Source organism: Pontibacter saemangeumensis, assembly GCF_039541895.1.
Taxonomy (GTDB): Bacteria; Bacteroidota; Bacteroidia; order Cytophagales; family Hymenobacteraceae; genus Pontibacter; species Pontibacter saemangeumensis.
In genome coordinates, this window is record NZ_BAABHC010000041.1 from 45,923 (window position 1) to 71,294 (window position 25,372).

A 25,372-nucleotide genomic window follows, 5' to 3' on the forward strand; every position below is an offset into this window, starting at 1 on the left:
CGCCTTGTAGATGTTGCGGTGCCGCGGATGCGGCAGCCGGAGCAGAGCGGAGGCAGCTTCAGCTACACAGCGCCGAGAGGGAAAACGAGGCCACTCGGCCCGAGAGCACCAAAGCCAGATATGGAGCTTAAAGTTAATTAAGCCGCAGGGATGTACAGCAGCGTATAGCATAGGCAGAAATTACTTACGAGCTCAGTTCATATAGCCAGGGATTTCACATTCCATAACTAGTTCATGCCCGCATCCATATATAAAGCATATATAACTAGAGCCACCAGCTATCAATCACAATTAAAACATATATCCCCATGACTGTTTCTAAAATGGCGCAAAACCTTATCGGCTCCGAGATCATCCGGGTGGCGGGCGAGGTAAACGCGATGATAGCCAAAGGCGGCCGATCTGTAACCTCACCATCGGCGATTTCAACCCGGCCCTATACCCTATCCCGGAACCTTTGCGCAAGGGCATTACCAAGGCCTACGAGCAGGGGGCACACCAATTACCCGCCCGCAAACGGGGTGGCGGTGCTTCGCAAGGCGGTGGCCGCCTTCACGCAGGAAAAGCTCGGCCTCTCCTACCCCGAGAACGATATCCTGGTGGCTGGCGGTTCGCGCCCGCTCATATATGCCACCTACCTGGCCATTGTAGACCCGGGCGACAAAGTGATTTTCCCGACGCCCTCCTGGAACAACAACCACTACTGCCATTTGTCGGGGGCCACGCCCGTAATGGTGGAGACGCGCCCGGAGAACAACTTTATGCCCACGGCCGCCGAGGTGAAACCGCACCTGAAAGGCGCAACGATGCTGGCCCTGTGCTCGCCGCTGAACCCAACCGGCACCATGTTCACAAAAAAGGACCTGGAGGAGATCTGCGACCTGGTGCTGGAGGAGAACCGCCGCCGCAGCGAAGGCGAAAAGCCGCTCTATATCCTCTACGACCAGATATACTGGATGCTGACCTTTGGCGCTGCCACGCATTACGACCCGGTGAGCCTGCGCCCCGCACTCCGCGACTACGTGATTTACATAGACGGTATTTCCAAGTCCTTTGCCGCGACGGGCGTGCGGGTAGGCTACGCGTTTGGCCCGAGCGTGGTAATGGATAAGATGAAGTCGATACTGGGGCATGTGGGCGCGTGGGCACCGAAGGCCGAGCAGATGGCGACAGCCGCGTTTCTGCAGGAGCCGCAGGAGGTGGAGCGCTTCCTGAGTGAGTTTAAGCCGAAGGTGCGGCAGAGCCTGGACGCGCTGTACCACGCTTTTCAGCAGCTGAAGGCAGAAGGTTTTCCGGTGGATGCCATCGAGCCGATGGGCGCCATCTACCTCTCCGCCAAAATAGACCTGAAGGGCAAGACCACGCCGGAGGGCAGGGTGCTGGAAACAAGCCAGGATATAACGTTTTACGTGCTGCACGAGGCCAAACTGGCCGTGGTGCCCTTTTCGGCATTCGGCTCTTCCCGCAACCTGAACTGGTTCCGTTTATCGGTAGGCGGTGCCTCGCTGGAGGATATAGAAGCGTCGCTGGGGAGGCTGCGGGAGGCATTACAGCAGCTGCAGTAAAGCCAGCCACCCCAAACACATCAAGGCCGCTGCAGTATAAGCTGCAGCGGCCTTGATGTAAGCCCACCCGGCCCTTCGCTACTATATAGCAGCCGGGCTTGCCGTAAAGTTTTTCCTGCACAGGAAATACCCGCATCCGGCGGGCCAGTGCAGAAGATCAGGGAGTACGACAGGAGGTTTATGGCCCCCGCCGCGCGCTATATGGTGATCTGGCGGCTGATGCTTTCGTCCAGCGAGATCAGCGTTTCCGTGCGTTGCACGCCTTCCACGGCCTGCAGTTTCTCGTTCAGCACCTCGCGCAGGTGCTTGGTGTCGCGGCAAATAAGCTTGGCAAACATACTGTAGGTACCGGTGGTGTAATGCAGCTCCACCACCTCTGGAATGGCGCGGATCTGCTCCACGGCGTCCTTATACTCCGAGCCTTTCTCGAGGAACACCCCGATGAAGGCACAGATATCAAACCCTACCGCGGAGGGGTTCACCAGGAGCTGCGCCCCTTTTACCACCCCCATCTCGTTCAGCTTCTTCATGCGCACGTGGATCGTACCCCCAGACACGTTGAGCTCCTTCGCGATATCGGTATAAGCACGCGTCACGTCCTGCATCAGCAGCCTTAAAATCTGCTTATCCAGATTATCGATTTCATAATTCATATGCTCCTATACTTGCTGTTATTAACAAAGTTGCAAATATAACACCATTTTCTTAAAAATCTAACAACAGGCAAAAATTATATTTGTTAATTTCATATCTAACCTCTATATTTATTACCTTTGTGCATAGTAAATTCAAAATACATTACCAATTTAGCAAAAATATGGAGCAACAAACATTCGCAGCGTCAACAGCGCTGGATGCTACTTTAGGCCATTTGGGCCGGGCAATTCTACCAAAAGTGCTACAAGTGCAGCAAGGCATTGTTCGCGCCACGCATGAATTCATGTTTAAGAAGGGTCTGACGCAGCTCATGCCGCTCATGCTCTCCCCCATCACAGACCCCCTAAACCATGGGGTAGTGGATGCCTCCATACAATATGCCGAGCAGCGCTGGAGCCTCACCAAGTCCATGATTTTCCATAAGCAGCTGGCCTTGCTAAACCCGGAGCTGAGCAGCCTGTATATCGTTTCGCCGAACGTGCGCCTTGAGTTCGCGGACCGCGCAGACACCGGCCGCCACCTGTTCGAGTTCACGCAGATCGACTTCGAGTTTAAGAACAAGGACCGCTTTTTCGTGATGGAGTTCATGGAGGAGCTGGTGAATTTTATCTTCGACCGCCTCAACAAAGAGATCCCCGAGCTACTGCAGGAACTGCGCGGCGAGCTGCTGCCACAGTACGAGAAGTGGCCTGTTTACCGTACCGAAAAACTGGAGGCCGCCATGGGGCCGGATTATGAGCACCTGAAGTCTAAAGAGGCGACCAGTCCGTTCTGGCTGCTGAACCACCGCCGCGAGTTCTATGACAAGGAGGATCCGAAGAACCCGGGCACTTATCTGAATTATGACGTGATCTGGCCGGAGGGCTTTGGCGAAGGTTTGTCGGGTGCCGAGCGGGAGAATGAGTACAACCAGATCCGGAAGCGCATGGCCGAGGTAGGCACCAACGAAGACACCTTCAAAAACTACCTGGAGATCGCCAAGGAAAGCGGGTTGCCTAAAACGGCCGGCGGCGGTTTCGGTGTGGAGCGCATGACGCGCTTTATCTGCCGCCTGAAAGACGTGGATGAGGCCACTGTCTTCTCGCGCAAGCCGTTTACCCCGGCTATTTTCTAAGCTTTAAAGAAAGGCCCGCCATTTACCTGCGCGGCCATATATAAATATCCCATTTTAAAATGCCCGCTGCCACACAGCGGGCATTTTTTATTCCGCCCCAAAAGCAAACCGGGGCACAAGCGGTTACCGTAGTAGGATTGAACCGCAAACTCAATGAAATTATGCTAACCGGACACGTGAATGCCCCTGAACTGTATACCGGCTTCGACTGGCTCAACACCAGCCGCAACTGGTCGATCAAAGATTTCAGGGGGAAGATTGTGCTGCTCGATTTCTGGACCTTCGGCTGCATCAACTGCCAGCACATTGTGCCGGACCTGAAGCGGCTGGAGGAGGAGTTTGCCGATGTGCTGGTGGTGATCGGGGTGCACTCCGCCAAGTTCGACGCCGAAAAGCAAAACGAGACCATCCAGCAGGCCATCCGCAAGTTCGGCATAACGCACCCGGTGGTGAACGATGCCAGTTACAGGCTCTGGAACGAGTACGGCATCCGGGCATGGCCGACGGTGGTGCTCATCAACCCGAACGGCAAAGTGGTGGGCCAGCATGCCGGGGAGGGCGTGTACCAGACGGTGCAACCCTATATACAGCAAATGGAAGCGGAGTTTGCCGGGGAGCTGAACCGGGAGCCGATCGATTTCAAAGCGGAGCAACGGCAGGAGCAGGCACTGCTTTCCTTCCCCTCCAAGCTCATCCCCGACAGCGAAGGCAACGTGTACGTCTCCGACAGCGGGAACAACCGCATCCTCAAACTAAGCCCGGAAGGCAGGGTGCTGGAGACCATCGGAAGCGGCGCGGAGGGCTTTGCGGACGGCAGTTACGCGGAGGCCTCTTTCTACGAGCCGCACGGCATGGCGCTGCACAACGGCAGTTTATATATCGCCGACGCCAAAAACAACGCCATCCGGAAAGCAGACCTGTCGCAGCGGCAGGTGCGCACAGTGGCCGGCACAGGCGAGTTGAGCTATTACTTTAAAGACGATCAGCTGGAGGTGCCCGTAAACCCGAACAGCCCCTGGGATTTGCTCGTGCTGGGCGACAATTTATATATAGCCAGCGCCGGCAACCACCAGATCCTGCGCATGGACTTGGGCACCGAAAAAGTGTACCGCTTTGCCGGCAGCGGCCGCGAAGCCCTCACCGACGGCCCGCTGGCCGAAGCGGCCTTCAACCAGCCCAGCGGACTGGCAAACAACGGCAGCGTACTCTATATAGCCGACGCCGAAGCCAGCGCCATCCGCACCCTCAACCTTGACACCGGCATGGTGCTCACGCCGCTGGGCCGCGGCCTCTTCGACTTCGGGGATGTGGACGGGCACGTGGACGATGCGCTGCTGCAGCACTGCGTGGGCGCGGAGATTATTGACAGCGACGTATATATAGCCGACACCTACAACGGAAAGATAAAAGTGCTGGACCTGAGCCGCCTGCGCGTCCGCACCCTCACCAACGGCCTCCGCGAACCCAACGATCTTATTTTTCTGAACGGAAAACTCTGGGTCACCAGCACTAACAGCCACCAGTTGTTTAAAGTGGACATGCACACCGGGGAGAAGGAAGAGGTAGTCGTTCAGTTTTGAGAGTTTATATATAGCGATGAGTCTGTGACCTGGAGCTTGTTTTGAGTCCAGTATCATCAGCTAAAGCAATGTATATATGGTGCGAGCGTCTTCGCCCGTATCTACTATTGCTGGGCCTCTGGCCCAGTGGAGTCGGAGACTCCACATGCATCCCAAGTCACGAATCTGTAGATTCGCGCCAGCACAGGCAGAAGGAAACGGCTCTGCTCCTGAGAGGAAGCAGAGGTGGGTTCTTTCAACCTCTTGCAGCTTTCCTTCTATATAAATCTCCCGCTTCTACGCATTCACCTCCTCGGCCTGCCTGGCAACCAGGGAGGAACGCATCCTGCGGAAGAACTTGAGCATGACCTGGAAAATGGGGCTTTGGATGAGGCTGTAGAAGAACGTGGCGACAAAAACAGGCCCGCCGAGGAAGTAGCCGATCACCATCACCACCAGCTCCACCACAATGCGGGCGCGGCTGATGGAAAGCTTTGTCCGGTCAGATACGGCCAGCATGAAGCCGTCGCGGGGGCCAGCGCCGATACCGCCTGCCACATACAAGCCGCCCGCAATGCCGGCGATCACGATGGCGCAGGCCAGCAACAGGTAATCCAGGTAGGTGTGGCTGGCGTCGGGCAGGAAGTCGAGCCACAGGAAGAAGTCCATGAACGGGCCTACCAGCAGCGCGTTGCCAAACGTGCCGATGTTGATGTACGCGCGCTTCACAAACCAGGTAACGCACACCAGCAGCAAGCCCACGATCACGCTCCAGGTGCCGATGGTGAGGCCGAACCTCTGAAACAGCGCCACGTTAAGCACCTCCCAGGGGTGCAGGCCCAGGTACTTCACTTTTATAGCCATGGCGTTGCCGAAGCCAAACAAAACCAACCCCAGAAAAAAGAAGGTATACTGTACTACCCGTTCGCGCATTTCCGTTCAGCCTGCCGTGGCGGCCCTATATGTTCAGACTCTAAATGTGCCGCAAGAAAACACATTTATACGGAAACACCTGCATAAAGCGGACGAACACCGGCTGCTGCTTTAGCCAAGCCAGCCCAAAGCAGGGCAAAGGCACGGAAAACCAGCCTCGGTGTGCTGCGATGCTATAGAACCGGCTGTTTATATAGGTTTATATATAGGTGGGCGCTGCCTGGCTTAGGCCACCTCCTGCTTCTGCAATTGCGCCTTCACACGAAGGGCCTGCTGCATATGGCGCTCCTCATGCAGCACCACAAACTCCAACGCCTCCCCAATGCGCAGCTTCATCAGCCTGAAAAACTCCACCGGCACCGCCTTTTTATGCAGGTCGGCGTTGGCGGCGCGCTGCAGCAGGTGTTGCAGGCCGGTCTGGTGCTGCAGAAACTCCTCCACGGTAGCGCGGCCCAGGTCACTGTTGGCCGGGTTCATGTGCTTCACGGTTTTGTGTTTCTTCGTGTTCTGCGGCCGCACCACCTCCAGCGATTTTCTGCCCATCCAGCTGTAAGTGATCTCCGGCACGGCGGCTCCTCCGGAGTTGTTCTCGATGGCGGTGGCCAGCGCGGGGTTGTAGTAGCGGCTGTAGCGGTTCAGGTGCTCGAGGCACTCGAGGATGCTCCAGCTGTCGGGGCTGGTCTTAAAGTTGAGCTCGTCGAGGGACAGCTGGGCCAGTTGGGTGGCAACCGTCTCCTGCAGCTGGTGCGCGGTCTGGGATAATTGCTTCAAGGTGCTCATGGCGTTTATGTTTAGTTTGTATAGCGCAAATCTAATCTCCCTCCCGCTTCGAATCCTTGACGGGCATCAAGATTTATACGCAGCCGCCGGGTCCGGAATCTATCGTTTTGACGCTATATATAAACTATTATTTGCCGAGCTGCTACAAAGCATCCCTTGTCCGCAAACCACCGGAATCAGGGGCAACTTACTTCAGGCGGCTGAGCGTTTCGGGCGACATGCGCAGGTAAGAGGCAATGTACTTTTTGGGGATGTGCTGAAAAAGCTGCGGGCTCCGCTGCCGCACGCGTTGCAGGCGCTGCCCCGGCTCGGGCAGCAGCAGGTCTACCTCGCGCTCTATCTTGCCCACCAGCGCTTTCTCCAGCTCCTCGTACCAGAACCGCCTGATGTTGGGGTGCCGGGCCATCAGCTGCGTAAAATCCGTTTTGCTGATGCCCAGCAGTGCGCTCCTTTTCAGGGCCTGTATATAATACGCCGAGGGTTTGGCGTCCACGAACGAGGGGAAAGAGACCAGCAGCGTATTGGGGTAGCCGAAGCCCACGCAGATTTCCTCGTCGGGCAGCGGGAAGTAGATGCGCAGGGCACCGCCCGTAACGAAGTACAGCCCCTGCTCCACCTGCCCCTGCCGGATCAGGAAATCATACCGGTTCAGCTGCACCCGCTTCTTCCAGAGCGGCACAAACGCCGCTATATCTTCCGGGGTAAGGTAAGGGATCTGCTGGAGGAGGGTGCGGAGCATGGGGGGTTATGGCTGATCTTCGGTTCTACTTGTTGGGATATATAAATCAATCGCTCCGTTGCCGCCCTTGCTGCGTGTTCTCACCAGCAAGCGGTTGGAGTTCGGCCTTTGGTGCTATCGGTGAAGCTGGTTTATTGGGTTATATATCCATCGCTTCGCTGTGGCCCCTGCTGCGTGTTCTCACCAGCAGGCGCTGCAAAGGATGTTGTTGGTGAAAACACCAACAACGGCGGGCAAAACACCAACAACGGCAGACTATATAATTCCATCGCTCATCCGTTGCCCTTGCTGCGTGTTTTCACCAGCAAGCACCTGGTGGGTGAACAACGGCAGGTATTCTTAATTGACTCAATCTTATTGATAAGAAGATAGTCTTCTGACTGCTTAAAATCTTCTATCAGATGCAAGGATTGTGGAAACTTCGCCATATATGTATCACATCATTTATTATTAAAGATATGAGTAAAATTTTAAAGCAGCACCTTTATAGATACCCTCCCCCTACCGCTTCACCTTGAACTCCTTAAACCCGACTAACTCCTTCATTTCCTGCACCTCCACCTTCTCTACTCTGGCTTTGCGCGGGCCTTCGTGCGCCCACTGCTCCAGTTGCTTCAGGGCGGCGGGCGTGCCTTCGGCTTCTATATAAACGGTGCCGTCTTCCTCGTTCTGTGCAAAGCCGGTGATGCCGAGCTCGTGCGCTTTCTCCCTGGTGCTGGCCCTGAAAAACACGCCGTGCACTTTGCCGTGCACCCGAATGGCGATATGCTTGATGGTATTGCTCATGTTCAGAATAGTTAGCCTTTACTTCTGCAGAACGGGCGAAGCCGCCGCAGGTTCTCTAAAACGGATCAGCCGCGATTTATATATGCTCGGAGCACGCTGTAACCATTTTTTTGCCGGGGAGCCGGCGATTATACAACGCAGGCAGGCGCACATGTTTTAGCCGATGCTTCCATCAAAGGGGCTAAAGTTTTATATTTGATAAATTTGGCTTCTTAATCTCCTGCTATATGGCTTTTAAACAGTTCGCCCTGTTCCTGTCCCTTTTTATCCTGGCGCTTGCCTCTGCTCCTGCCGCCTGCGCGCAACAGTCCGCGGACTCAGCGGGCACGCTGCCGCCTTTTTTGCAGCAGGACAGCAAAAAATGGGTAGATTCTGTTTTTGCCACCCTCACCCCCGACGAGCGTATCGGCCAGCTGATCATGCTGGCGGCCTACTCCAACCGCGACAGGGCCTTCGAGGACACGCTTGCCCGGCAGATCATGAAGTACAACGTGGGGGGGCTGGTGTTTTTCCAGGGCGGCCCGGCGCGGCAGGCGCACCTCACCAACCGCTACCAGAAAATTGCGAAAGTGCCGCTGCTGCTGGCCATGGATGCCGAGTGGGGCGTCGGCATGCGCCTGGACAGCGTTCAGAAGTTCCCCTTCCAGATGACGCTCGGCGCCCTGCCCGACGACACGCTGCTCTATGACATGGGCGTGGCCGTGGCCGACCAGTTCAAGCGCCTGGGCATGCACATTAATTTCGCGCCGGTGGTGGACGTAAACAACAACGCCGACAACCCCGTGATCGGATTCCGCTCTTTCGGGGAGGACAAGTACAACGTGGCCCGCAAGGCCGCCGCCTATATGCGGGGCATGCAGGACAACGGCATCATGGCGGTGGCCAAGCACTTCCCCGGCCACGGCGACACCGACGTGGACTCTCACCTCGACCTGCCGAGCATCTATCAGAGCGCCAGCCGCATCGACTCGCTGGAGCTGTACCCGTTCCGGCAGCTCATGAAACAGGGCCTGGGCGGCATGATGATCGCCCACCTCAACATCCCCTCCCTCGATACCACCACCAACCTGCCCTCGTCTTTGTCGAAGCCGGTGATCACGGACCTGCTAAAGGAGAAGCTGGGATTCAAGGGGCTGGTGTTTTCGGATGCCATGAACATGAAGGGCGTGACGAAGTTTTACCCCGGCGGCTCCGCCGATGCCATCTCCCTGATAGCGGGAATGGATATCCTGGAGTTCCCGGAAAACATCGACTCCAGCTTCAACGCCATCAAGGCAGCCGTGGACAGTGGCCGGATTATGCAGGCATCAATCGATGCGCGTGTCAGGCGCGTGCTGGAGGCGAAGTACTGGGCCGGCCTGAACAAGTTACAGCCGGTGAAGCTGCAGCACATTACCGAGGACCTCAACAACCCGCAGGCATCCTATATAAACCGGAAGCTGGCCGAGAACGCCGTGACGGTGCTGCAGAATGACAATGCCGTGATCCCGATTCACAATTTCGATATGCTTCGGGTGGCGGCGCTGGCCATCGGCACAACCAGGCACACAGCTTTCCAGCAGAAGCTGGCCGAGTATATGGCCGTGGATACCTTCTTCCTGCCCGCCAACAGCTCCATCGACAGCCTCTACAGCATGAAAGAGCGCCTGAAAGAGTATAACACAATCATTGTGGGCATCCACGATGTGGGCACAAGGCCCGCAACTGACTATGCCATATCACCCGAAGAAGTGGTGTTTGTAAAAGAGCTGGCCACACGCGGGAATGTGATCATGAGCATTTTCGGCAATGCCTACGCCGTCTCCAGGTTCCGGGAGCTGGGCAAGATCCCGGGACTGATCATGGCGTACCAGGAGACCAAAAACACCCAGGAAGTAGCCGCTCAAATCATATTTGGCGGCTCCGGGGCGAAAGGCAAAATGCCTGTTACGGCCACGCCTGCCTACGATTTAAAAACCGGCCTTCCCACAGAGACGGGGCTGCGCTTCCGGTATACCTACCCGGAGGCTGTCGGCCTGGACTCCAGGGATTTCAGCAGGATCGACACGCTGGTGAACCAGGCCATCGCGGCCGGGGCCATGCCGGGCGCACAGGTGCTGGTAGCCAAGGGCGGCAACGTCATCTACCAGAAATCCTTCGGCTACCACACCTACGATAACGCGGTTCCGGTACTGAACACTGATCTGTATGACCTGGCCTCCATCACCAAAGTCAGCACTTCGCTGGCGGCTCTGATGAAGCTGCAGAGCGAAGGCAAGTTCGATTTCAACAAGCGCCTGGCAGATTACCTACCGGAGTTTGAGGGATCGAACAAGGAAAACCTGACGTTTAAGGAGATGCTCACGCACCAGGCAAGGCTGAAGGCATGGATTCCCTTCTGGATGGAGACGGTGAAGAAGAACGGCAAATTCAAGTGGCGCACCTTCAAAGCCGATTCCTCTGCCCGCTTCCCGATAAAGGTGGCGCAGAATTTATATATCCACCGCAGGTACAACAGAAAGCTATACAAGGAAATCCGAAAATCCCCGCTGAACCCGGAGCCCGGCTACGTGTACAGCGACCTTTCTTTTTACCTGTACCCGCTGATCGTGGAGCGCATCACGGGCCGGAAATTTGAGGATTACTTGCGCGAGGAGATCTACAAGCCCATCGGCGCCACTACGCTTACTTTCAACCCGGAGAAGCGTTTCCCCAGGTCCCGCATCGTGCCTACTGAGATCGACACGCTGTTCCGGAAGCAGTTGCTGCACGGTACGGTGCACGATGAGGGCGCTGCCATGCTGGGCGGCATCTCGGGCCACGCCGGTTTGTTCGGCACATCCAACGACCTGGCCAAGCTCATGCAACTGTACCTGCAGAAAGGCCAGTACGGCGGCACGCGCATTCTGGATGCGGCGGTGGTGGATACTTACACGGGCTGCCAGTTCTGCCCCGACAACCGCCGCGCCTTGGGCTTCGACCGCATCAACTCGCCCTATATAGAGAACGGCAACGCAGCCAAAGGCGCAAGCCCCGAAAGCTTCGGCCACTCCGGCTTCACCGGCACCTTCACCTGGATCGACCCCGCCCATGATTTGGTCTATGTGTTCCTTTCGAACAGGGTGTACCCAACCCGCGAGAACAGCAAAATCAGCCAGCTGAACGTCCGTACCAATGTGCAGCAGGTGATATACGATGCCATAGAAGCGGCAGCGGCAGGCAAGAAAGGCACAGTGCAGAAGTAGTAATTCCGGCTTTCAGCCAATTCATATATAAAACGTGCCCTGCTATATATAGCAGGGCACGTTTTATATATGCCAGAGCCTATGAAAACGTATGAAAATTAAAACTTCACACGAGGAATTAGTGCTATCAACGAAGCACGCAGCGAAAGCTTTTCCAGTTTTTCCTGGAGGCCCCTATCCCCGGCAGATTCACTTACACAGCGCCGAGGGTAAAACGAGGCTTCTCAGCCTGGGAGCACCAAAGCGAGCTATAGCACAAGAAGGCAGTAAGGCCTGGGATAAAAAACTGATAGCAGCAAAATCATATACTACATTTTCTTCGTTCACGCGGCTTTACGATCCCTCTAAATCGCAAGTCAGTCCTGCTGTTCATCCTGCTCACACGCTTTTTTCACTCCCTCCAACTGGTCCTCGCTTATCCAGCCCATTTTCACGGCGTGCTGGGCAGCAGAGAGGGTCTCTTCCACTAACTCCATTTCCGCGCCCTTCGCCTTCACCTGTTCGGCTATCGCCCTTACCTCCTTATCCCGTTCGTCCGGAGAAACATCCCGGATATAGATGCCGAGGATGCGGCCCGGGTATTCCTCCAGAATCTTCTGGTAGATCTCGGGGTCGTGCTGGCCGCTGTCGCCGATGCAGATAAACTTCAGGCGCGGGTAGGTGTCGAGGATGTGCCGTATCTTCTTGCGCTTGTATTCGGCTTCGCTTGTCTCCAGCTCGCCACCGTCCAGGCCGGTTCCTTTGTCGCGGAGCAGCAGGGGGCCTTCCGGGATGTCGTGGGAGCGGAAGAAAGAGATCAGCAGGTCATACAGGTTCCATTCGCTGCCCGACACAAAAAAGAGCGGGTTCCTTCCCTTTTCGTCGCTGCCCTTGCACAGTGCCCGCAGGAAACCTGCAATACCCGGGAACGGGCTGCGCTCGGTGCCGTTTTTCAGCAGCACGAGCTTCAGCCGCCCCAGGAAATGCGTAATTTTAGATACCAGCACCGTGTCGTCGATGTCGGAGATGATGCCGTATTCCGCATCTTTGCCCGGCACGAAGATATAGGCCTCTGCCTCCAGCCTATCGTTATCTGTTTTCTGCTCCAGCAGGCGCAGCTTCACCTTTTGGCCGGTCGTGCCGTAGTCGATCGGCGTGTCTGTCCGGAACTCGATCTCAAAAAACCCTTCCTTGTCTGTCTCTAACACTGCTTCCTGCCCGGCAAAGCTGGCTTGCAGTTTAATGCCCGGTATTTCATCCGATTCGTAGCGCTTGTAGGTGTCTTTCAGGTGCTCTGAAGCACCGTCCCCCTCTTTTGGCTCCTTCACCTTTTCATCTTCCAGCACCCTCCCCTTCACGAACACATAGTTGTCGCTCCCAAAGCCGTAATAGGGCATAATATTGATCGGCTCCAGCAGGTGCAGCCTGTCCTTTACCTTAAACTTGGCCGCAGACAGGCTGTGCTCTACCTGCTCGATGGCCGCCAGCATTCTTTCTTTTGCTACCTGTGTTAAGTTCGTCATAAATTGTATTTTATTCTTTTTGAACGGATTGCAGCCGAACGAGTTAGCGGCGGGCACAGGAATGCAGGGAAGAACGTTTCCGGTGCCGGGCGTTGTTATCAGGGAGGCCCCTGTAGCGGCAGATATAAATTGTGGCTATATTGGCCGGCCTTTCACTTGTATGCTTAAAAGGGAGATTTATATATGTCTTTATTATTTAACGATTTCAGGAGCTGGGAAAAGCACTGCGCCGACACAGGCGAACCGCTGTACCAGCCTGTATTAGCGTACGAAATAGACCAGAAAGACCGTACCGAGGCCTTTATCTGGGAGAACATTGCGAAGGCGTACGATGTGATGAAGGACGCCGTGCAAACCGGCCTCACCGAGAACATGCAGAGCCGCTCGGGCATGGTGAACAACAGCGCTAAGAAGGTGGCAAAGGCACCCGTTACGGTGCTGTCGCCGGAGTTTCAGATGCTGGTATCGCGGGCGCTGGGGGCTAAGGAAGTGAATTCCTGCATGGGCCGCGTGGTGGCGGCCCCGACAGCGGGCGCCTCGGGCATATTGCCTGGCACCCTCACCACGCTGCAGGAACTGCACAACCTGGACGACAGGAAGATACACGAAGGCTTGCTGGTAGCGGCGGGCATCGCCCTCATCATTGAGCAGAACGCCTCGCTGGCCGGTGCCGTGGGCGGTTGCCAGGCTGAGACCGGCAGTGCGGCGGCCATGGCGGCGGGTGCCATCGTTTACTGCCTGGGCGGTTCTGTGGACCAGGTGTTCACCGCCGTCGCCATTACGATCCAGTGCATGCTGGGCCTCATCTGCGACCCTGTGGCGGGGCTGGTGGAGGTGCCCTGCATTGTGCGCAACGCCAGTGCGGCAGCCATCGCCTTCTCCTCTGCGCAAATGGCCATCGCCGGCGTCAACGCCGTTATCCCGGTAGACCAGTGCGTGGCCGCCCTCGGCGAGGTAGGCGAGAGCATGGAGCGCAAGTACAAAGAAACAGCCGAAGGCGGGCTGGCCAACACGCCAAGGGCGCGCGAGATAGAAAGCTTTGTGCTGGTGCAGGATGTGGAGATTCTGCCGGACGAAGACCCGGAATAATCAGGGTATATATACAGGATATATGAGCAGGAAAGGCAGGAGGCTATAGCCGCTTCCTGCCGTTTTTGTTTAAAGGAAATCTCCCAAACGAGATTTAGGCCAGTATTAAATGCATGCAGCGCCGGGTCCATAAACACTTTAACTAAAGGGCATAAAGCCAAAGCAATAAAATTTTAGCCAAAGTAACTCTTGATGAAGTTTTTATATAGCTATATTTTATATATTACTTACTAAAATCCTACTATGGCATAATATATGATCAGCCTATATAGGTAGAGCACCTATCAACAACTTCCTAAACCTCAACCTAAAAAACTATGAAAAAGCGATTTTTAGCATCCTCACTGGCTTGCATACTGGTATTTTCCGGCTGCACGGTGCCACATATGGCAGTGGCCCCAGATTTCCAGGAAACCGCCGAAGAATTGCCCATCGCGGGCCGCAAGTTCTTGAAGCCCAACGGCGACTTCCAGATCGGCCCCTACACAGTAGCCAACATACACCGCGGCTGGCGCAACATGGGCGGCTTCAGTATTTTCAGCTACAACAACATCAGGGCAAAGCAGCAGTATGAGTTCAGCATTCAGGATAGGCAAGGCAGCGAGTGGTACGTCTTCGGCGCCAGCCGGCTGAAAGACAAATCCCTCCGTTCCAAAACCGGCGTCACGATAGATGTGGGCCCGAACATGGAGTATTACGCCAGCCACTTCACCTCCCCTGAAAGCGGCGAGTGGCACCTGCTCACCGCAGATCCTAACCAATACCTGCGGCGCAGGAAGTTTCAGGGGGAGCTATCGAACCGCACCACCACCTACACCATTGCCCCGGTCTATAATTTCGAGGGAAAGGGGCTGCCTATGTCTGACCTGATCGGCTACGAGTTCAAGGAGGGGGACAAAGTAGTGGGCGCGGTGCAGGTTATCAACAACGGCAAGGTGTGGGTAAGTGCGCAGCTAAACCCGGACACGCGCATGGTGCTGGCCAGCGGCATGGCCTCCCTGCTGCTCTATGAAAAGCTGAATGAGCCGGTGGAGAACTTTGCTTTTGAGTAAGAACCTGTTTTTTTATCCACATTCAAAGTTAGTCTTTCTCCGAACTCAACCTCTTTAAAAGCGCCTGCGTCACCTACTGACGCAGGCCCTTTTTATAGGCCCTCACACCTAAAACCTTCACAGGCTGACAATCCCGCGTTTTTGTTGTAAATTTGCCTAAACAGCTGCAGCTATGGCAGAATCCTATATATCTGACTTCGGAACCATCCTGCTCTTCCTGATCGGGAGTGCCATCTTCGTGATGGTTGGACTGCTCACGAGCAGGCTGATTCGCCCGAACAGGCCCAACCCGGAAAAACTCACCACCTACGAGAGCGGCGAGGAACCGATTGGCAATGCCTGGGTGCAGTTCAACCCGAGGTTTTATGTGGTGGCGCTTATCTTCATTATTTTTGATGTGGAGCTGGCCTTCCTGTTTCCGTGGGCCACCGTGTTCGGCCGCCGCGATTTGATAGAAGCCACCGATGGGGCGTGGGGCTGGTTCTCCCTCATCGAGATGTTCCTCTTCATTGGTGTCCTGATGCTGGGCCTCGCCTACGCCTGGGCCAAAGGCCACCTCGACTGGATCAAGCCGCAGCCGGTCATCCCACAAAGCCGCTCTAAAATCCCGCTGGATGTATACCAACGCGTAAACGAGCGGCAATATGGCCCAGGGAAAGCGGCTCCAATTGAGGAACAGAATGCACTTGACATATAGTTGAAGTGAACAGAAGGAATGGAGCAGGAGTAAGAAGCACTCCCCTCCTGGGGGTAGGGGCCCTCTACGAGGACAAGGAGGGGTAAGGGGTGGTTCGATACTTTAAAGGGAAAGACACATAAACTTATATGGAAGCAAAGACCGGAGAAGGCGGCATTGTCATTACGAAGCTGGACGACCTGCTGAACTGGGCACGCCTGACCTCGCTGTTCCCGATGGGGTTTGGCCTGGCCTGCTGTGCCATAGAGATGATGGGTGCCTATGCCTCCGCCTACGACCTGGACAGATTCGGCATTATTCCGCGCGCCTCTCCGCGCCAGTCGGATGTGATGATTGTGGCCGGAACCGTGACCTTTAAAATGGCCGACCGCGTGCGCCGCCTCTACGAGCAAATGCCGGAGCCGCGCTACGTCATTTCGATGGGCTCATGCTCTAACTGCGGCGGCCCTTACTGGGAGCACGGCTACCATGTGGTAAAGGGCGTGGACCGCATCATTCCGGTGGATGTGTATGTACCCGGGTGCCCGCCAAGGCCGGAGGCGCTCATCGGTGGATTTCTGCAGCTGCAGGAGATCATCCGGAAAGAGACCATCCGGGCACCCAGAGCTGTGCAGCAGATCATGGCAAAGCGCGCGCAGCAGGGCCAGCCTGTAGTCGACGCCGATAGACCAGCAGCTGCCATTTCTAATGCATAATTTCTAATTTCTAATATAAGAAGCCGGTGTCTTTCGAAGAGCTAAAAGCCCTGATAGGCGATACATTTGGTGAAGAGGTAATCGTGGCTGAGAAAACGGATAAGCTGCAGCCTTACCTCGTGCTGCAGACGGAGCGCCTGGCGGAGGTGTGTCTCGCGCTGCACGACCACGAGCAGACTTACTTCGATTTCCTCTCCTGCGTCACCGGCATCGACAACGGCCCGGAGGCGGGCACGCTGGAGGTGGCCTACAACCTCTACTCCATTCCCTACGACCACCACCTGATGCTGAAGGTGCAGGTGCCGCGAAACAATACGCCCGACCAGCCCATACCATCCGTCCCGACCGTCAGCCATATATGGCGCACCGCCGACTGGCACGAGCGCGAGGTGTTCGACATGGTCGGTATTTACTTCACGAACCACCCAGACATGCGCCGCATCCTGTGCGCCGCCGATTGGGAAGGTCACCCGCTCCGCAAAGATTACAAGCTCCAGGATTACTACCACGGCATCAAAGTGCCCTACGACAACCACAACGAGAACAGCGGCTTCCGTGGAGAGCCGCAACAGCTGACTACTACGCCAACGCCTTTCTCCGATAAGCGCGAGAAGCCGGAGTAGTACCCCACCCCAACCCTCCCCTAAAAACAGGGGAGGGAGCCTTTTCTTACTTTAGCTCGGAGAAAGTTCTATAGTTTTTGTTCTGGAATGATATAAAATTGACTCCGTGTATGAACATGCATCTACCCAGCCTGCAACTCTCTCCAAAAAGGATTCTTTCAGGGGAATACAGAATTAGCTACGGGTAAGAAAGAAGCAGCAGTAGAGAAAGCTCCCTCCCCTGTTTTTAGGGGAGGGCTGGGGTGGGGTTTTACTCCACGTTCTTGAAAAACGTGGGGGAGTTGCCGTAGAGCGGGGTGCGACCATCCCACTTCTCGATGAACTGCTGCTGGATGAGCAGAGGCGTGAGGGTGCGCTGGCGCAGGTCGTTGGCCCGGGCTTCGGCCTCGGCTTCCACTATCTTTTTGCGGGCCTGGGCCTCGGCTACTTTCAGCTCGTTCTCTACCTGCATGGCCTGCTGCACAGCCTTGTTCTTCAGGTTCACGGCCTGCACAATCACCTCGGGGTACTGCAGGCCGCTGGTCATTTGCTCCAGTTCAAAGCCCTCTTTTTTCAGGGCGTCGCCGAGGGCCTGCTGCACTTTGTCCTCAAACGACTGGCGGTTGGAGATGATGCTGTCGGTGCTGTACTGGTTAAACTGGATGCGGAAGGCGTCGCGGGTGTAGTTGTAAAGCGTTGTTTCAGTGATCTGGCCTATCTCTTTGCGGTACTTGCTGAAGATGCGGGGGCTCTCGCCGGCCATCACCCGGAACGAGATAGTCGGGTCGACGGTGAAAACGGAGCCGTCTTTGGCGTTTACCGAAAAGGGGTTGTAATCCACGGTTTGCACGTACGTCGGAAACTCGAACACCTCCTCGGTGAGGGGGTTGTACCACACGCGCCCCGTTACCAGCGACACGTCCTGCACGCCCTTTTCGGAGCCATACAGTTTCACGAGTATACCTTCGTGCCCGGCATCAATGCGGGTGCAGGAGGTCATGGCGGTAAAGGAGAACAGAAGCAGGAGGATGACAATGGCACTCCAGGTAAAGGTTCGGGTATTCATCAGGCGTCGAGTTTAGAAAGGGAATAGCGAATAATAAAGAAATTAACGACAGCAAGCAAGGCCAGCAACCCCAGCCCCAGCATCACGGCGGTATCAGAAGGCTTCCGCAGGAGCGCGGCCACCTCGGTGAAGGCGAATATGTCAGCCAGCAGCAGCAGGCCCAGCAAAAGGATGTATGGGAATTTCATGGGGAGGATGGGGTAGGCAAAACCAAGCTTCAATGTAGTTTAGTTTTGCTTGCTATAGTCAATCTAATTTTCTTCTATCCTCGTTGTCGAAGATTCGTGTATATTGTTTCAAATCATATGTTCCCATTTGACCATAGAGTATTTCTTCATAGGGCATTCCATTCTTAAGGTATTCGACATATATAGATGGGATGCTATAATACGCATCTGGTTCCATGTCATAATCTACAATAAAATCATATGGTATTCTTAAAAAGGTGTGAAACGGTATCACTTCATAATTTGAATTATTTTTCCTTTTATCATATCCATTTTTCAGTATGTCCCAATTTCCATTCTTGTCAAAAATAGCCTCGCCACCCCAAGAAATAAGTTCTATTCCGTTTTCGTAGAAGTCCCAAGTTTCTCCCTTGAACCAAGAACTCATTTCACCATTTGGTCTGTCATCAACTTCAGGAAAGGATTTGTCATCTACGGACCTAACTAAAATATTCCTGTACTTAAACTTAATCCATGGCTCATATCGAGCATATTCCCACTCCTCATGCTTTAACTTAATCAGCAGGTCCTTTTTTATTCTTTTTTTGAGTGTCAAATTCCTCTTAACTATAGAAGAATTATTTCTTTTGGGGGCAATTTTATTTGCAGCTCGGTTTTCCTCATTGAGTAGTTTGCTTATTCTTTTAATTTTTGCAGTAGACAAACTATTAATAAAACTGAGTAAATCGCGAAAATCAATAATGTTTCTATCTTCATTAAAGTCAAGTTCATCTGAAACACTGAACTCAGGATAGTTCTTCTGTTTTTTGCCAAGTACTAAAATATAAAGCTCATCATAGTCATTGTAGAGCTTGTTTTCAAGGAACTTGTCTATAGTAGATTGAATCTTCTTACTTGATTTTGTTGAAGTTACTTGAAAGCATATTCTGTTGTAATTATCTCCAAGGTCGATTGAAGGGAAATTCTTTTGAAGCGCATTTATATTATGAAGTTTGTATTCATAAATGCAGTTCAGCAACTCACAGATTGAATGTTCTGAGAATATATTGGCGTCAAATAAATTCAGAGAGCTCAGATTTGATATCTTTATTTCCCAGTGAGCAAACTCATTGGATATAGCCTTCATTTCAAATTCTCGTGAATTCATTCTATAATTATCGCCACTCGTTTATATGTTGATTTCCGTTTAGCCGCTCATAGGCGTGTAAACGTGACTGAACTACCGAATATACAATATGCCTTCATCAATATATAATAAAATTATCACAAGTTCCCACAACTGCCTCTTCCCTATCTTCGACTCGTAGCGAGACGTAACTTCCCGCAGCATAACTCCCGCATTTTTCCGAACTTTGCATTTACTCCATCATCCTTTACTGACCTTTGGAAACCAACACCATATATAAAGACTACCTGCTGCAGTCGGAGCCCAACAAGTTCAGCCTCGACAACCTGAAGGCCGGCGAGATGATTGTGAACATGGGCCCGCAGCACCCGAGCACGCACGGCGTGCTGCGCCTGGAGGTGGTGACGGACGGGGAAATCATCACGGACGTGGCGCCGCATGTCGGCTACCTGCACCGCTGCTTCGAGAAGCACGCCGAGCATATGGCCTATAACCAGACCATCCCCTACGTGGACCGCATGGATTACCTGGCGGCTATGAACTCGGAGCACGTGTGGTGCATGGGCGTGGAGAAACTGCTGGGCATCACCAGCCAGATTCCGAAGCGGGTGGAGTACATACGCGTGCTGGTGGCGGAGCTGAACCGCATCGCTTCGCACTTTGTGGCCATCGGCACTTACGGCATCGACATCGGCGCTTTCACGCCTTTCCTGTGGATGCTGCGCGACCGCGAACACATCCAGCGCCTGCTCGAGTGGACCTCCGGCGCCCGCATGCTCTACAATTATATATGGGTGGGCGGCTTGTATTATGATTTGCCCATCGGTTTTGAGAAGCGCTGCCAGGAGTTTATCGATTACCTGAAGCCCAAGCTGGATGAGATAGACACGGTGCTGCTGGAGAACAGGATTTTTATTGACCGCACCGCCAACGTGGGCATTCTTCCGCTGGATGTGGCCATCAACTACGGCTGCTCCGGCCCCATGCTGCGCGGCTCCGGCCTGAAATACGATTTACGCCGCGTGGACGGCTACAGCGTGTACCCGGAACTGGAGTTTGAGGTACCAACTGGCACCGGCCTGGTGGGCACCGTAGGCGATTGCTGGGACCGCAACTACGTGCGGGCGCTGGAGTGCCGCGAGTCCGTCAAAATCATTCAGCAGTGCCTCGACCGCCTGCAGGGCGACTACAAGCGCACTCCTGATTTCGACCCGCAGGCGGCCTGCCCCAAGAAACTCCGCACCACCGGCACACAGGAACTGTATTTTCGGGGCGAGACGCCGCGCGGCGAGCTGGGCTACTTCTTCCGCACCACCGACCGCAGCGACGTGCCGTTCCGCTGCAAGGGCCGCGCTCCCAGTTTCTCTAACCTCTCGGTGCTGCACGAGATTGCCAAAGGCTGCATGGTAGCGGATTTGATTGCCATTGTAGGCTCGGTGGATATCGTGCTGGGCGAGTTGGACCGGTAGCTTCCATATATAAGCTCAGCTACTTTATATATATAGCGCGAGCCTCCTGGCTCGTGTTCAGGCGTGAGTTGCAAGTTTCAATAGCAAAAGAGTTAAGTTATCGGGCTTGGTTCAACCCACCCCTGACCCCTCCGAGGAGGGGAATTATTTCGCTCCTGCGAAACGCCCCTTTTGGGAGGGGCAGGGGTGGGTTACACTATCACGCACTAATCATATATAAGCTATGCATATATAACAGCCGTTCCTCATCCTCACTCGGGCCAGAAAGTGTAACTATATATAAATTGCGTGTATAACCCCGCTGTAGCAGCACCCGTTAAGTTTTATATGCTCCCGTAACTTAACACAAACTTAATGATGCTTTTCCCATTACGGCACACTTCTAAACTAAACAAACTACTCACCGTCCACCTGCTTTGGCTAAGCGTGCTGCTGAGCCCTGCCATGGCCTTGGCCCAGGTGCAGCCCAGGCATACCACAAAGCCCGACACGGTAAAAATCCACGAGGAAGGATTTATTCCGCCGGACACCGTGCTGCCGGGCCAGAAGAAACCCTTTACCGATGCCCAGCGCCTGGAAGGCGACAACAAGCGCTTCCTCAAGCGGGCCGTGCTGCCGTCCGCTATTTTAATTGGCGCTGGCATTTACACCATCCAGGACCGGGGCTTTATCAGCAGCTTCGACACCCGCGACGCCCGCAACAAAGTGCTCCCCGAGTTCGCCACCAATGCCGATGACTTTATCATGCTGGCCCCGCTAGCGGGCCTATATGGCTTCAACCTGATCTCATCACAGAACCGCCACGAGTTAAGCCGCCAGACGCTCCTGCTGTTTTCCTCGGGCGTGCTTGCCTCGGCCATGGTATGGCCAACCAAGAAATTCACCGATATAGACCGCCCGAACGGAAAACCGCACGCCTTTCCTTCGGGGCACACCGCCTATGCTTTCACCATCGCCACGTTTATGGACAAGGAGTTCCGGCATAAAAGTCCGTGGGTGAGCGTGGCCAGTTACTCCGTGGCGGGGGCAACGGGGGTGCTGCGCGTGCTGAACAACGCCCACTGGATGGCCGACGTGCTGGCCGGGGCCGGAGTGGGCATTCTCTCCGTAAACACTGTCTACTGGATTCACGCCAAACTCACGCATGGCGGCGGCCTCAATACGGCTGTCATTCCTGTGATGCTGCCCGATGGCAGTCCGGGTGTGGGCTTAGTTTTACAGTTCTGAAAGGATGACAGATTATATATGTTCCTGAAAAGGCGCTTCTTCTGCAGCAAGAGGAAGCGCCTTTTTCTTTTTATCTTTACCGGATGCCACGATACCGTTTTCTACTTGCGCTGCTGTACATATGCTTTTTCGGAGCTGCCGCCATGGCCCAGGTGCGGGAAGTAAATGGCGTGGTGCGCGATGCCCGGACGCGGGAGGCGCTTCCATTTGTGAGCATCACCGCCAACAACGGCGAAACGGGCACCACCACCAACCTCGATGGTATATATACACTTCGCCACAACCGCCCCATCACCAGCCTGCGCTTCAGTTATGTGGGCTACGCGCCGCAGGTTATATACCCTGATTCCGCTGAAACGATTGCTATATACCTGCAACCCACAGCGGCGCAATTGCAGGAGGTGGTGGTGCGGGGCACCGGCGAGAACCCGGCGCACCGCATCATCCGGCTGGCTAACCAGAACCGCGACCGGCACCGCCCCGAAAACCTACCTGCTTATACCTACCGCACCTACAACAAATTTGTGCTGACCGCCACCGATGCCCGCGAGCTGGACATGAGCGACACGCTGCAACTTTCGCCCCAGGACTCGGCTTACCTGAAAATGCGCCAGCTGCTCAGCAAACAGCATATGTTCCTGCTGGAGAGCGTGACGGATTATGCCTTTCTGCAACCCAACCACACGAAAGAAACTATCCTGGCCACCCGCGTGTCGGGCTTGCAGCAGCCGAGCTTTGGCATTGTGGCCGCCGAGGCGCGCGACTTTTCGGTATATGACGACATGCCGCTTTTCTTCGGCAAGCGCTACCTCAGCCCCCTGAGCACGGGCAGCACCCGCAAATATGACTTTGTGCTGCAGGAAACGAATGTGGTGGGGCAGGATACGGTCTTCATTATCTCTTTTAAACCGGAGCCGGGGAAAAATTTTGAAGGGCTCAATGGCCTGTTATATATAAACAGCGATGGTTGGGCGGTGCAGAACGTGCTGGCGAAGTCTGCCGATGACGACAAGCGCGGGATCGAGTTGCAGCAGCAGTACGGGCAGGTGGGCCCGCAGGAGCAGTGGTTCCCGACCGAGCTGGACGTGGAGATCACGGTGCCGCAGGTCGTGCTGAAAGGGCACCAGCCTTTTGCACGTCTCCGCACCTATATCACCAGCATCAACCTGAGCCCTACTCTGCGCCGGTCTGATTTTGGGGTGGTGGCCCTGCAGCAGAAGGCCGATGCGCACCTGCAGCCCGACAGCTTTTTTCAGCGATTTCGCCCCGACTCCCTCACCACCCTGGAGCAAAACACCTACCAGCGCCTCGACAGCGTCGGGAAAGCACAGAAACTGGACCGCACCATCCGCTTCATGGAATACCTGACGGCCAAGCAAATTCCCATAGGCCCGATCAGCCTCGACCTGAACCGCCTGCTGCGCGTGAGCGCTTTTGAGGGCCTGCGCCTGGGCTTGGGTGCGCATACAAATGATTTGTTATCAGAGCGGTTTACGGTTGGCGGCTACTGGGGATATGGCTTTCGGGATGAGGCAGCAAAGTATGGGGCCGATGTTGCTGTGGTGTTGCATCAGCCATCAGAACTTAGACTAAAAGCTGCATTTTTTGAGGACGTGCTGGAGCCCGGCGGCACCCGCCTCCCCTTCCGGCAGCGCAGCCTGCTCGGCGACCTGCGCCCTGCGCTACTTCCTGCCCTGGATTATACCACCCACAAAAGCGTGGCACTGGCAGGCAGGTTGCTGCGTTACGGGCAGGCGCAGGTCATGCTGCGGAAAGAGCAGCGCCGTCCCACGCTGGGCTATATAGCTTCCGATACGGCGGGCGGTGCAGCAGGGCCTGTATATAACCTGACGGAGGCCGTGGTGAGTTTGCGCTATGCCCACGGCGAGAAGTTTATGCAGCAATTCAACCAACTGATGCCGATGGGCGGCGAGTACCCAGTGCTGTGGCTGCAATACACCCGAGGCATCGACGGTTTGCTGGACGGCGCATATAGCTACAACAAATACGATGTGCGGGCGGAGGCTTCCTTCCGGCACCGCACCTTCGGCGAGAGCAGCTTTACACTGGCCGGGGGGCTGGTAGACGGCACCGCTCCTTTCGTGAGCCTCTATAACGGTTACGGCAGTTTCAACCCTGATTATGAAGTATATACCGGCGAGGGTTTTGAGACCATGCAGCCCTACGAGTTCTTCTCCGACCACTACGCCGCGCTCTTCTTCTCGCAGAACCTAGGCAAGCGCCTGCTGCGCACCGGCTTTTTCAAGCCGGATGTGGTGCTGGTCACCAACATCGGCTTCGGTGATTTAAAACAGCCGGTGCAGGAGGCATGGCCGCAGGCGCCTGTGTTCCAGACGATGCAAAAGGGCTTCTTTGAGTCCGGTTTGTTGCTGAACAACATCATCAGCTCTCCCTTCTCCGGTATTGGCGTCGGGGCTATATATAGATATGGCCCCTATGCGAGGAATGACCTGAAAGACAACCTTAAAATTAAGCTGACGCTTTCGATTGCGTTTTAGCTTGATGGAGCGGCATTTCCGCTACAGCTATTTAATGGCTAATTATATATGGCGCGAGCATCCTCGCTTGTGTCTGTTATTCCTGGGCCTCTCATTCCTTCTGGTAATGTACCCCTTGTGAAAAACAAAAACCACCGTTGCTCCCCAGAGAGCAACGGTGGTTTCTTTATTAATTGTTGTAGCAGCAGTTTTACTCGTGGTAATTGAGGATGCGGTGCCCGCCCTCTGCCAGGTAGGTGTCGCGCTTGAAGAGCTCAACATCGCTCTGCATCATGTCCTGCACCAGGGCCTTCAGGTCGTACTGCGGCACCCAGCCCAGCTTCTCTTTGGACTTGGTCGCATCGCCTATCAGCAGCTCCACCTCCGTGGGGCGGAAGTAGCTCGGGTCCACCGACACCACCTCTTTCCCGATCTCGAGCTGGTACTCGGGGTTTGAGCAGGCGGCGATGAAGCCCTTCTCCTCCACGCCCTCGCCCCGGAACTCGATCGCCACGCCCACCTCTTGGAAGGCCATCTTCACGAAGTCCCTTACCGTGGTCGTGACGCCGGTGGCGATCACAAAATCCTCCGGCGTGTCCTGCTGCAGGATGCGCCACATGGCCTCCACGTAGTCCTTGGCGTGGCCCCAGTCCCTGCGGGACTCCAGGTTGCCCAAATACAGCTTCTCCTGCAGGCCCATGGCGATGCGCGCCGCGGCGCGGGTGATCTTCCTGGTCACGAAGGTCTCCCCCCGCAAGGGCGACTCGTGGTTGAAGAGGATGCCGTTGGTGGCGAACATGCCGT

At 55.1% G+C, this 25,372-nt stretch carries 22 protein-coding genes; 12 read left to right on the forward strand and 10 right to left on the reverse strand.

The genetic code is table 11. The features are described from left to right. Positions 1-308: 308 nt before the first annotated feature. A complete protein-coding gene (locus ABD920_RS24090) occupies positions 309-1,565 on the forward strand; it encodes a pyridoxal phosphate-dependent aminotransferase (RefSeq protein ID WP_345163404.1) in 1,257 nt (418 codons plus the stop codon). Positions 1,566-1,762: 197 nt separating this feature from the next. On the opposite strand, the gene ABD920_RS24095 is transcribed toward ABD920_RS24090, so the two are convergent. Continuing rightward, on the reverse strand, positions 1,763-2,218 hold the full coding sequence (locus ABD920_RS24095) for an Lrp/AsnC ligand binding domain-containing protein (protein WP_345163407.1): 456 nt from the start codon (positions 2,216-2,218) through the stop codon (positions 1,763-1,765). Positions 2,219-2,382: 164 nt separating this feature from the next. On the opposite strand from ABD920_RS24095, the gene ABD920_RS24100 reads away from it, so the two are divergent. Next, entirely contained in the window at positions 2,383-3,336 is a 954-nt protein-coding gene (locus ABD920_RS24100; RefSeq protein ID WP_345163410.1) for an asparagine synthetase A, read from the forward strand. A 161-nt stretch (positions 3,337-3,497) separates the two neighbouring features. After that, complete coding sequence (locus ABD920_RS24105; RefSeq protein WP_345163413.1) at positions 3,498-4,916, forward strand: thioredoxin-like domain-containing protein; 1,419 nt, start codon at positions 3,498-3,500, stop codon at positions 4,914-4,916. A 276-nt stretch (positions 4,917-5,192) separates the two neighbouring features. Here the strand turns inward: ABD920_RS24105 and ABD920_RS24110 are convergent, their stop codons facing one another. The 4 genes from ABD920_RS24110 to ABD920_RS24125 all read right to left on the reverse strand — a co-directional run bounded on the left by ABD920_RS24110 (position 5,193) and on the right by ABD920_RS24125 (position 8,133). Beyond that, on the reverse strand, positions 5,193-5,828 hold the full coding sequence (locus tag ABD920_RS24110; RefSeq protein ID WP_345163416.1) for a YczE/YyaS/YitT family protein: 636 nt from the start codon (positions 5,826-5,828) through the stop codon (positions 5,193-5,195). A gap of 225 nt (positions 5,829-6,053) precedes the next feature. Next, positions 6,054-6,608, reverse strand: coding sequence for a DinB family protein (locus ABD920_RS24115; protein WP_345163419.1), 555 nt, complete (start codon positions 6,606-6,608; stop codon positions 6,054-6,056). A 187-nt stretch (positions 6,609-6,795) separates the two neighbouring features. Next, positions 6,796-7,347: a Crp/Fnr family transcriptional regulator gene (locus tag ABD920_RS24120; RefSeq protein WP_345163422.1), complete on the reverse strand. Its 552-nt coding sequence runs from the start codon at positions 7,345-7,347 to the stop codon at positions 6,796-6,798. A gap of 501 nt (positions 7,348-7,848) precedes the next feature. Next, on the reverse strand, positions 7,849-8,133 hold the full coding sequence (locus ABD920_RS24125) for an acylphosphatase (protein WP_345163424.1): 285 nt from the start codon (positions 8,131-8,133) through the stop codon (positions 7,849-7,851). Between the two features lie 227 nt (positions 8,134-8,360). On the opposite strand from ABD920_RS24125, the gene ABD920_RS24130 reads away from it, so the two are divergent. Next, positions 8,361-11,357 carry a serine hydrolase domain-containing protein gene (locus ABD920_RS24130; protein ID WP_345163427.1) on the forward strand — a complete coding sequence of 999 codons (2,997 nt, stop codon included), beginning with the start codon at positions 8,361-8,363 and terminating at the stop codon, positions 11,355-11,357. A gap of 356 nt (positions 11,358-11,713) precedes the next feature. Here the strand turns inward: ABD920_RS24130 and ABD920_RS24135 are convergent, their stop codons facing one another. Beyond that, a complete protein-coding gene (locus ABD920_RS24135) occupies positions 11,714-12,859 on the reverse strand; it encodes an App1 family protein phosphatidate phosphatase (RefSeq protein ID WP_345163430.1) in 1,146 nt (381 codons plus the stop codon). A 183-nt stretch (positions 12,860-13,042) separates the two neighbouring features. On the opposite strand from ABD920_RS24135, the gene sdaAA reads away from it, so the two are divergent. The 5 genes from sdaAA to ABD920_RS24160 all read left to right on the forward strand — a co-directional run bounded on the left by sdaAA (position 13,043) and on the right by ABD920_RS24160 (position 17,015). Continuing rightward, positions 13,043-13,948, forward strand: coding sequence for an L-serine ammonia-lyase, iron-sulfur-dependent, subunit alpha (gene sdaAA / locus ABD920_RS24140; RefSeq protein ID WP_345163433.1), 906 nt, complete (start codon positions 13,043-13,045; stop codon positions 13,946-13,948). Between the two features lie 386 nt (positions 13,949-14,334). Next, a complete protein-coding gene (locus ABD920_RS24145) occupies positions 14,335-15,000 on the forward strand; it encodes a hypothetical protein (RefSeq protein ID WP_345163436.1) in 666 nt (221 codons plus the stop codon). A 172-nt stretch (positions 15,001-15,172) separates the two neighbouring features. Continuing rightward, a complete protein-coding gene (locus tag ABD920_RS24150) occupies positions 15,173-15,697 on the forward strand; it encodes an NADH-quinone oxidoreductase subunit A (protein WP_345163439.1) in 525 nt (174 codons plus the stop codon). Between the two features lie 128 nt (positions 15,698-15,825). Continuing rightward, positions 15,826-16,392: an NADH-quinone oxidoreductase subunit NuoB gene (nuoB, locus tag ABD920_RS24155; RefSeq protein ID WP_345163442.1), complete on the forward strand. Its 567-nt coding sequence runs from the start codon at positions 15,826-15,828 to the stop codon at positions 16,390-16,392. A gap of 26 nt (positions 16,393-16,418) precedes the next feature. Then, positions 16,419-17,015, forward strand: a complete 597-nt coding sequence (locus ABD920_RS24160) for an NADH-quinone oxidoreductase subunit C (RefSeq protein WP_345163445.1) — start codon at positions 16,419-16,421, stop codon at positions 17,013-17,015. 250 nt (positions 17,016-17,265) lie between these two features. Here the strand turns inward: ABD920_RS24160 and ABD920_RS24165 are convergent, their stop codons facing one another. The 3 genes from ABD920_RS24165 to ABD920_RS24175 are packed head-to-tail and all read right to left on the reverse strand — an operon-like array spanning position 17,266 to position 19,395. Further along, the gene (locus ABD920_RS24165) at positions 17,266-18,060 is read right to left on the reverse strand and encodes an SPFH domain-containing protein (protein ID WP_345163448.1); all 795 of its coding nucleotides are present in this window, start codon (positions 18,058-18,060) and stop codon (positions 17,266-17,268) included. Further along, entirely contained in the window at positions 18,060-18,248 is a 189-nt protein-coding gene (locus ABD920_RS24170; protein WP_345163451.1) for a hypothetical protein, read from the reverse strand. Before ABD920_RS24170 ends, ABD920_RS24165 begins: the two co-directional genes overlap by 1 nt. 58 nt (positions 18,249-18,306) lie before the next feature. Next, positions 18,307-19,395 carry an SMEK domain-containing protein gene (locus ABD920_RS24175; RefSeq protein WP_345163454.1) on the reverse strand — a complete coding sequence of 363 codons (1,089 nt, stop codon included), beginning with the start codon at positions 19,393-19,395 and terminating at the stop codon, positions 18,307-18,309. Between the two features lie 236 nt (positions 19,396-19,631). On the opposite strand from ABD920_RS24175, the gene ABD920_RS24180 reads away from it, so the two are divergent. The 3 genes from ABD920_RS24180 (at position 19,632) to ABD920_RS24190 (ending at position 24,589) form a co-directional block, all read left to right on the forward strand. Next, positions 19,632-20,843, forward strand: coding sequence for an NADH-quinone oxidoreductase subunit D (locus ABD920_RS24180; protein WP_486357935.1), 1,212 nt, complete (start codon positions 19,632-19,634; stop codon positions 20,841-20,843). 354 nt (positions 20,844-21,197) lie between these two features. After that, a complete protein-coding gene (locus ABD920_RS24185) occupies positions 21,198-22,070 on the forward strand; it encodes a phosphatase PAP2 family protein (RefSeq protein WP_345163457.1) in 873 nt (290 codons plus the stop codon). Between the two features lie 83 nt (positions 22,071-22,153). Further along, the gene (locus ABD920_RS24190; protein WP_345163460.1) at positions 22,154-24,589 is read left to right on the forward strand and encodes a DUF5686 and carboxypeptidase-like regulatory domain-containing protein; all 2,436 of its coding nucleotides are present in this window, start codon (positions 22,154-22,156) and stop codon (positions 24,587-24,589) included. 190 nt (positions 24,590-24,779) lie between these two features. Here the strand turns inward: ABD920_RS24190 and ABD920_RS24195 are convergent. Continuing rightward, on the reverse strand, positions 24,780-25,372 hold a 593-nt coding region (locus tag ABD920_RS24195; RefSeq protein ID WP_345163462.1), incomplete at its 5' end, for a GDP-mannose 4,6-dehydratase.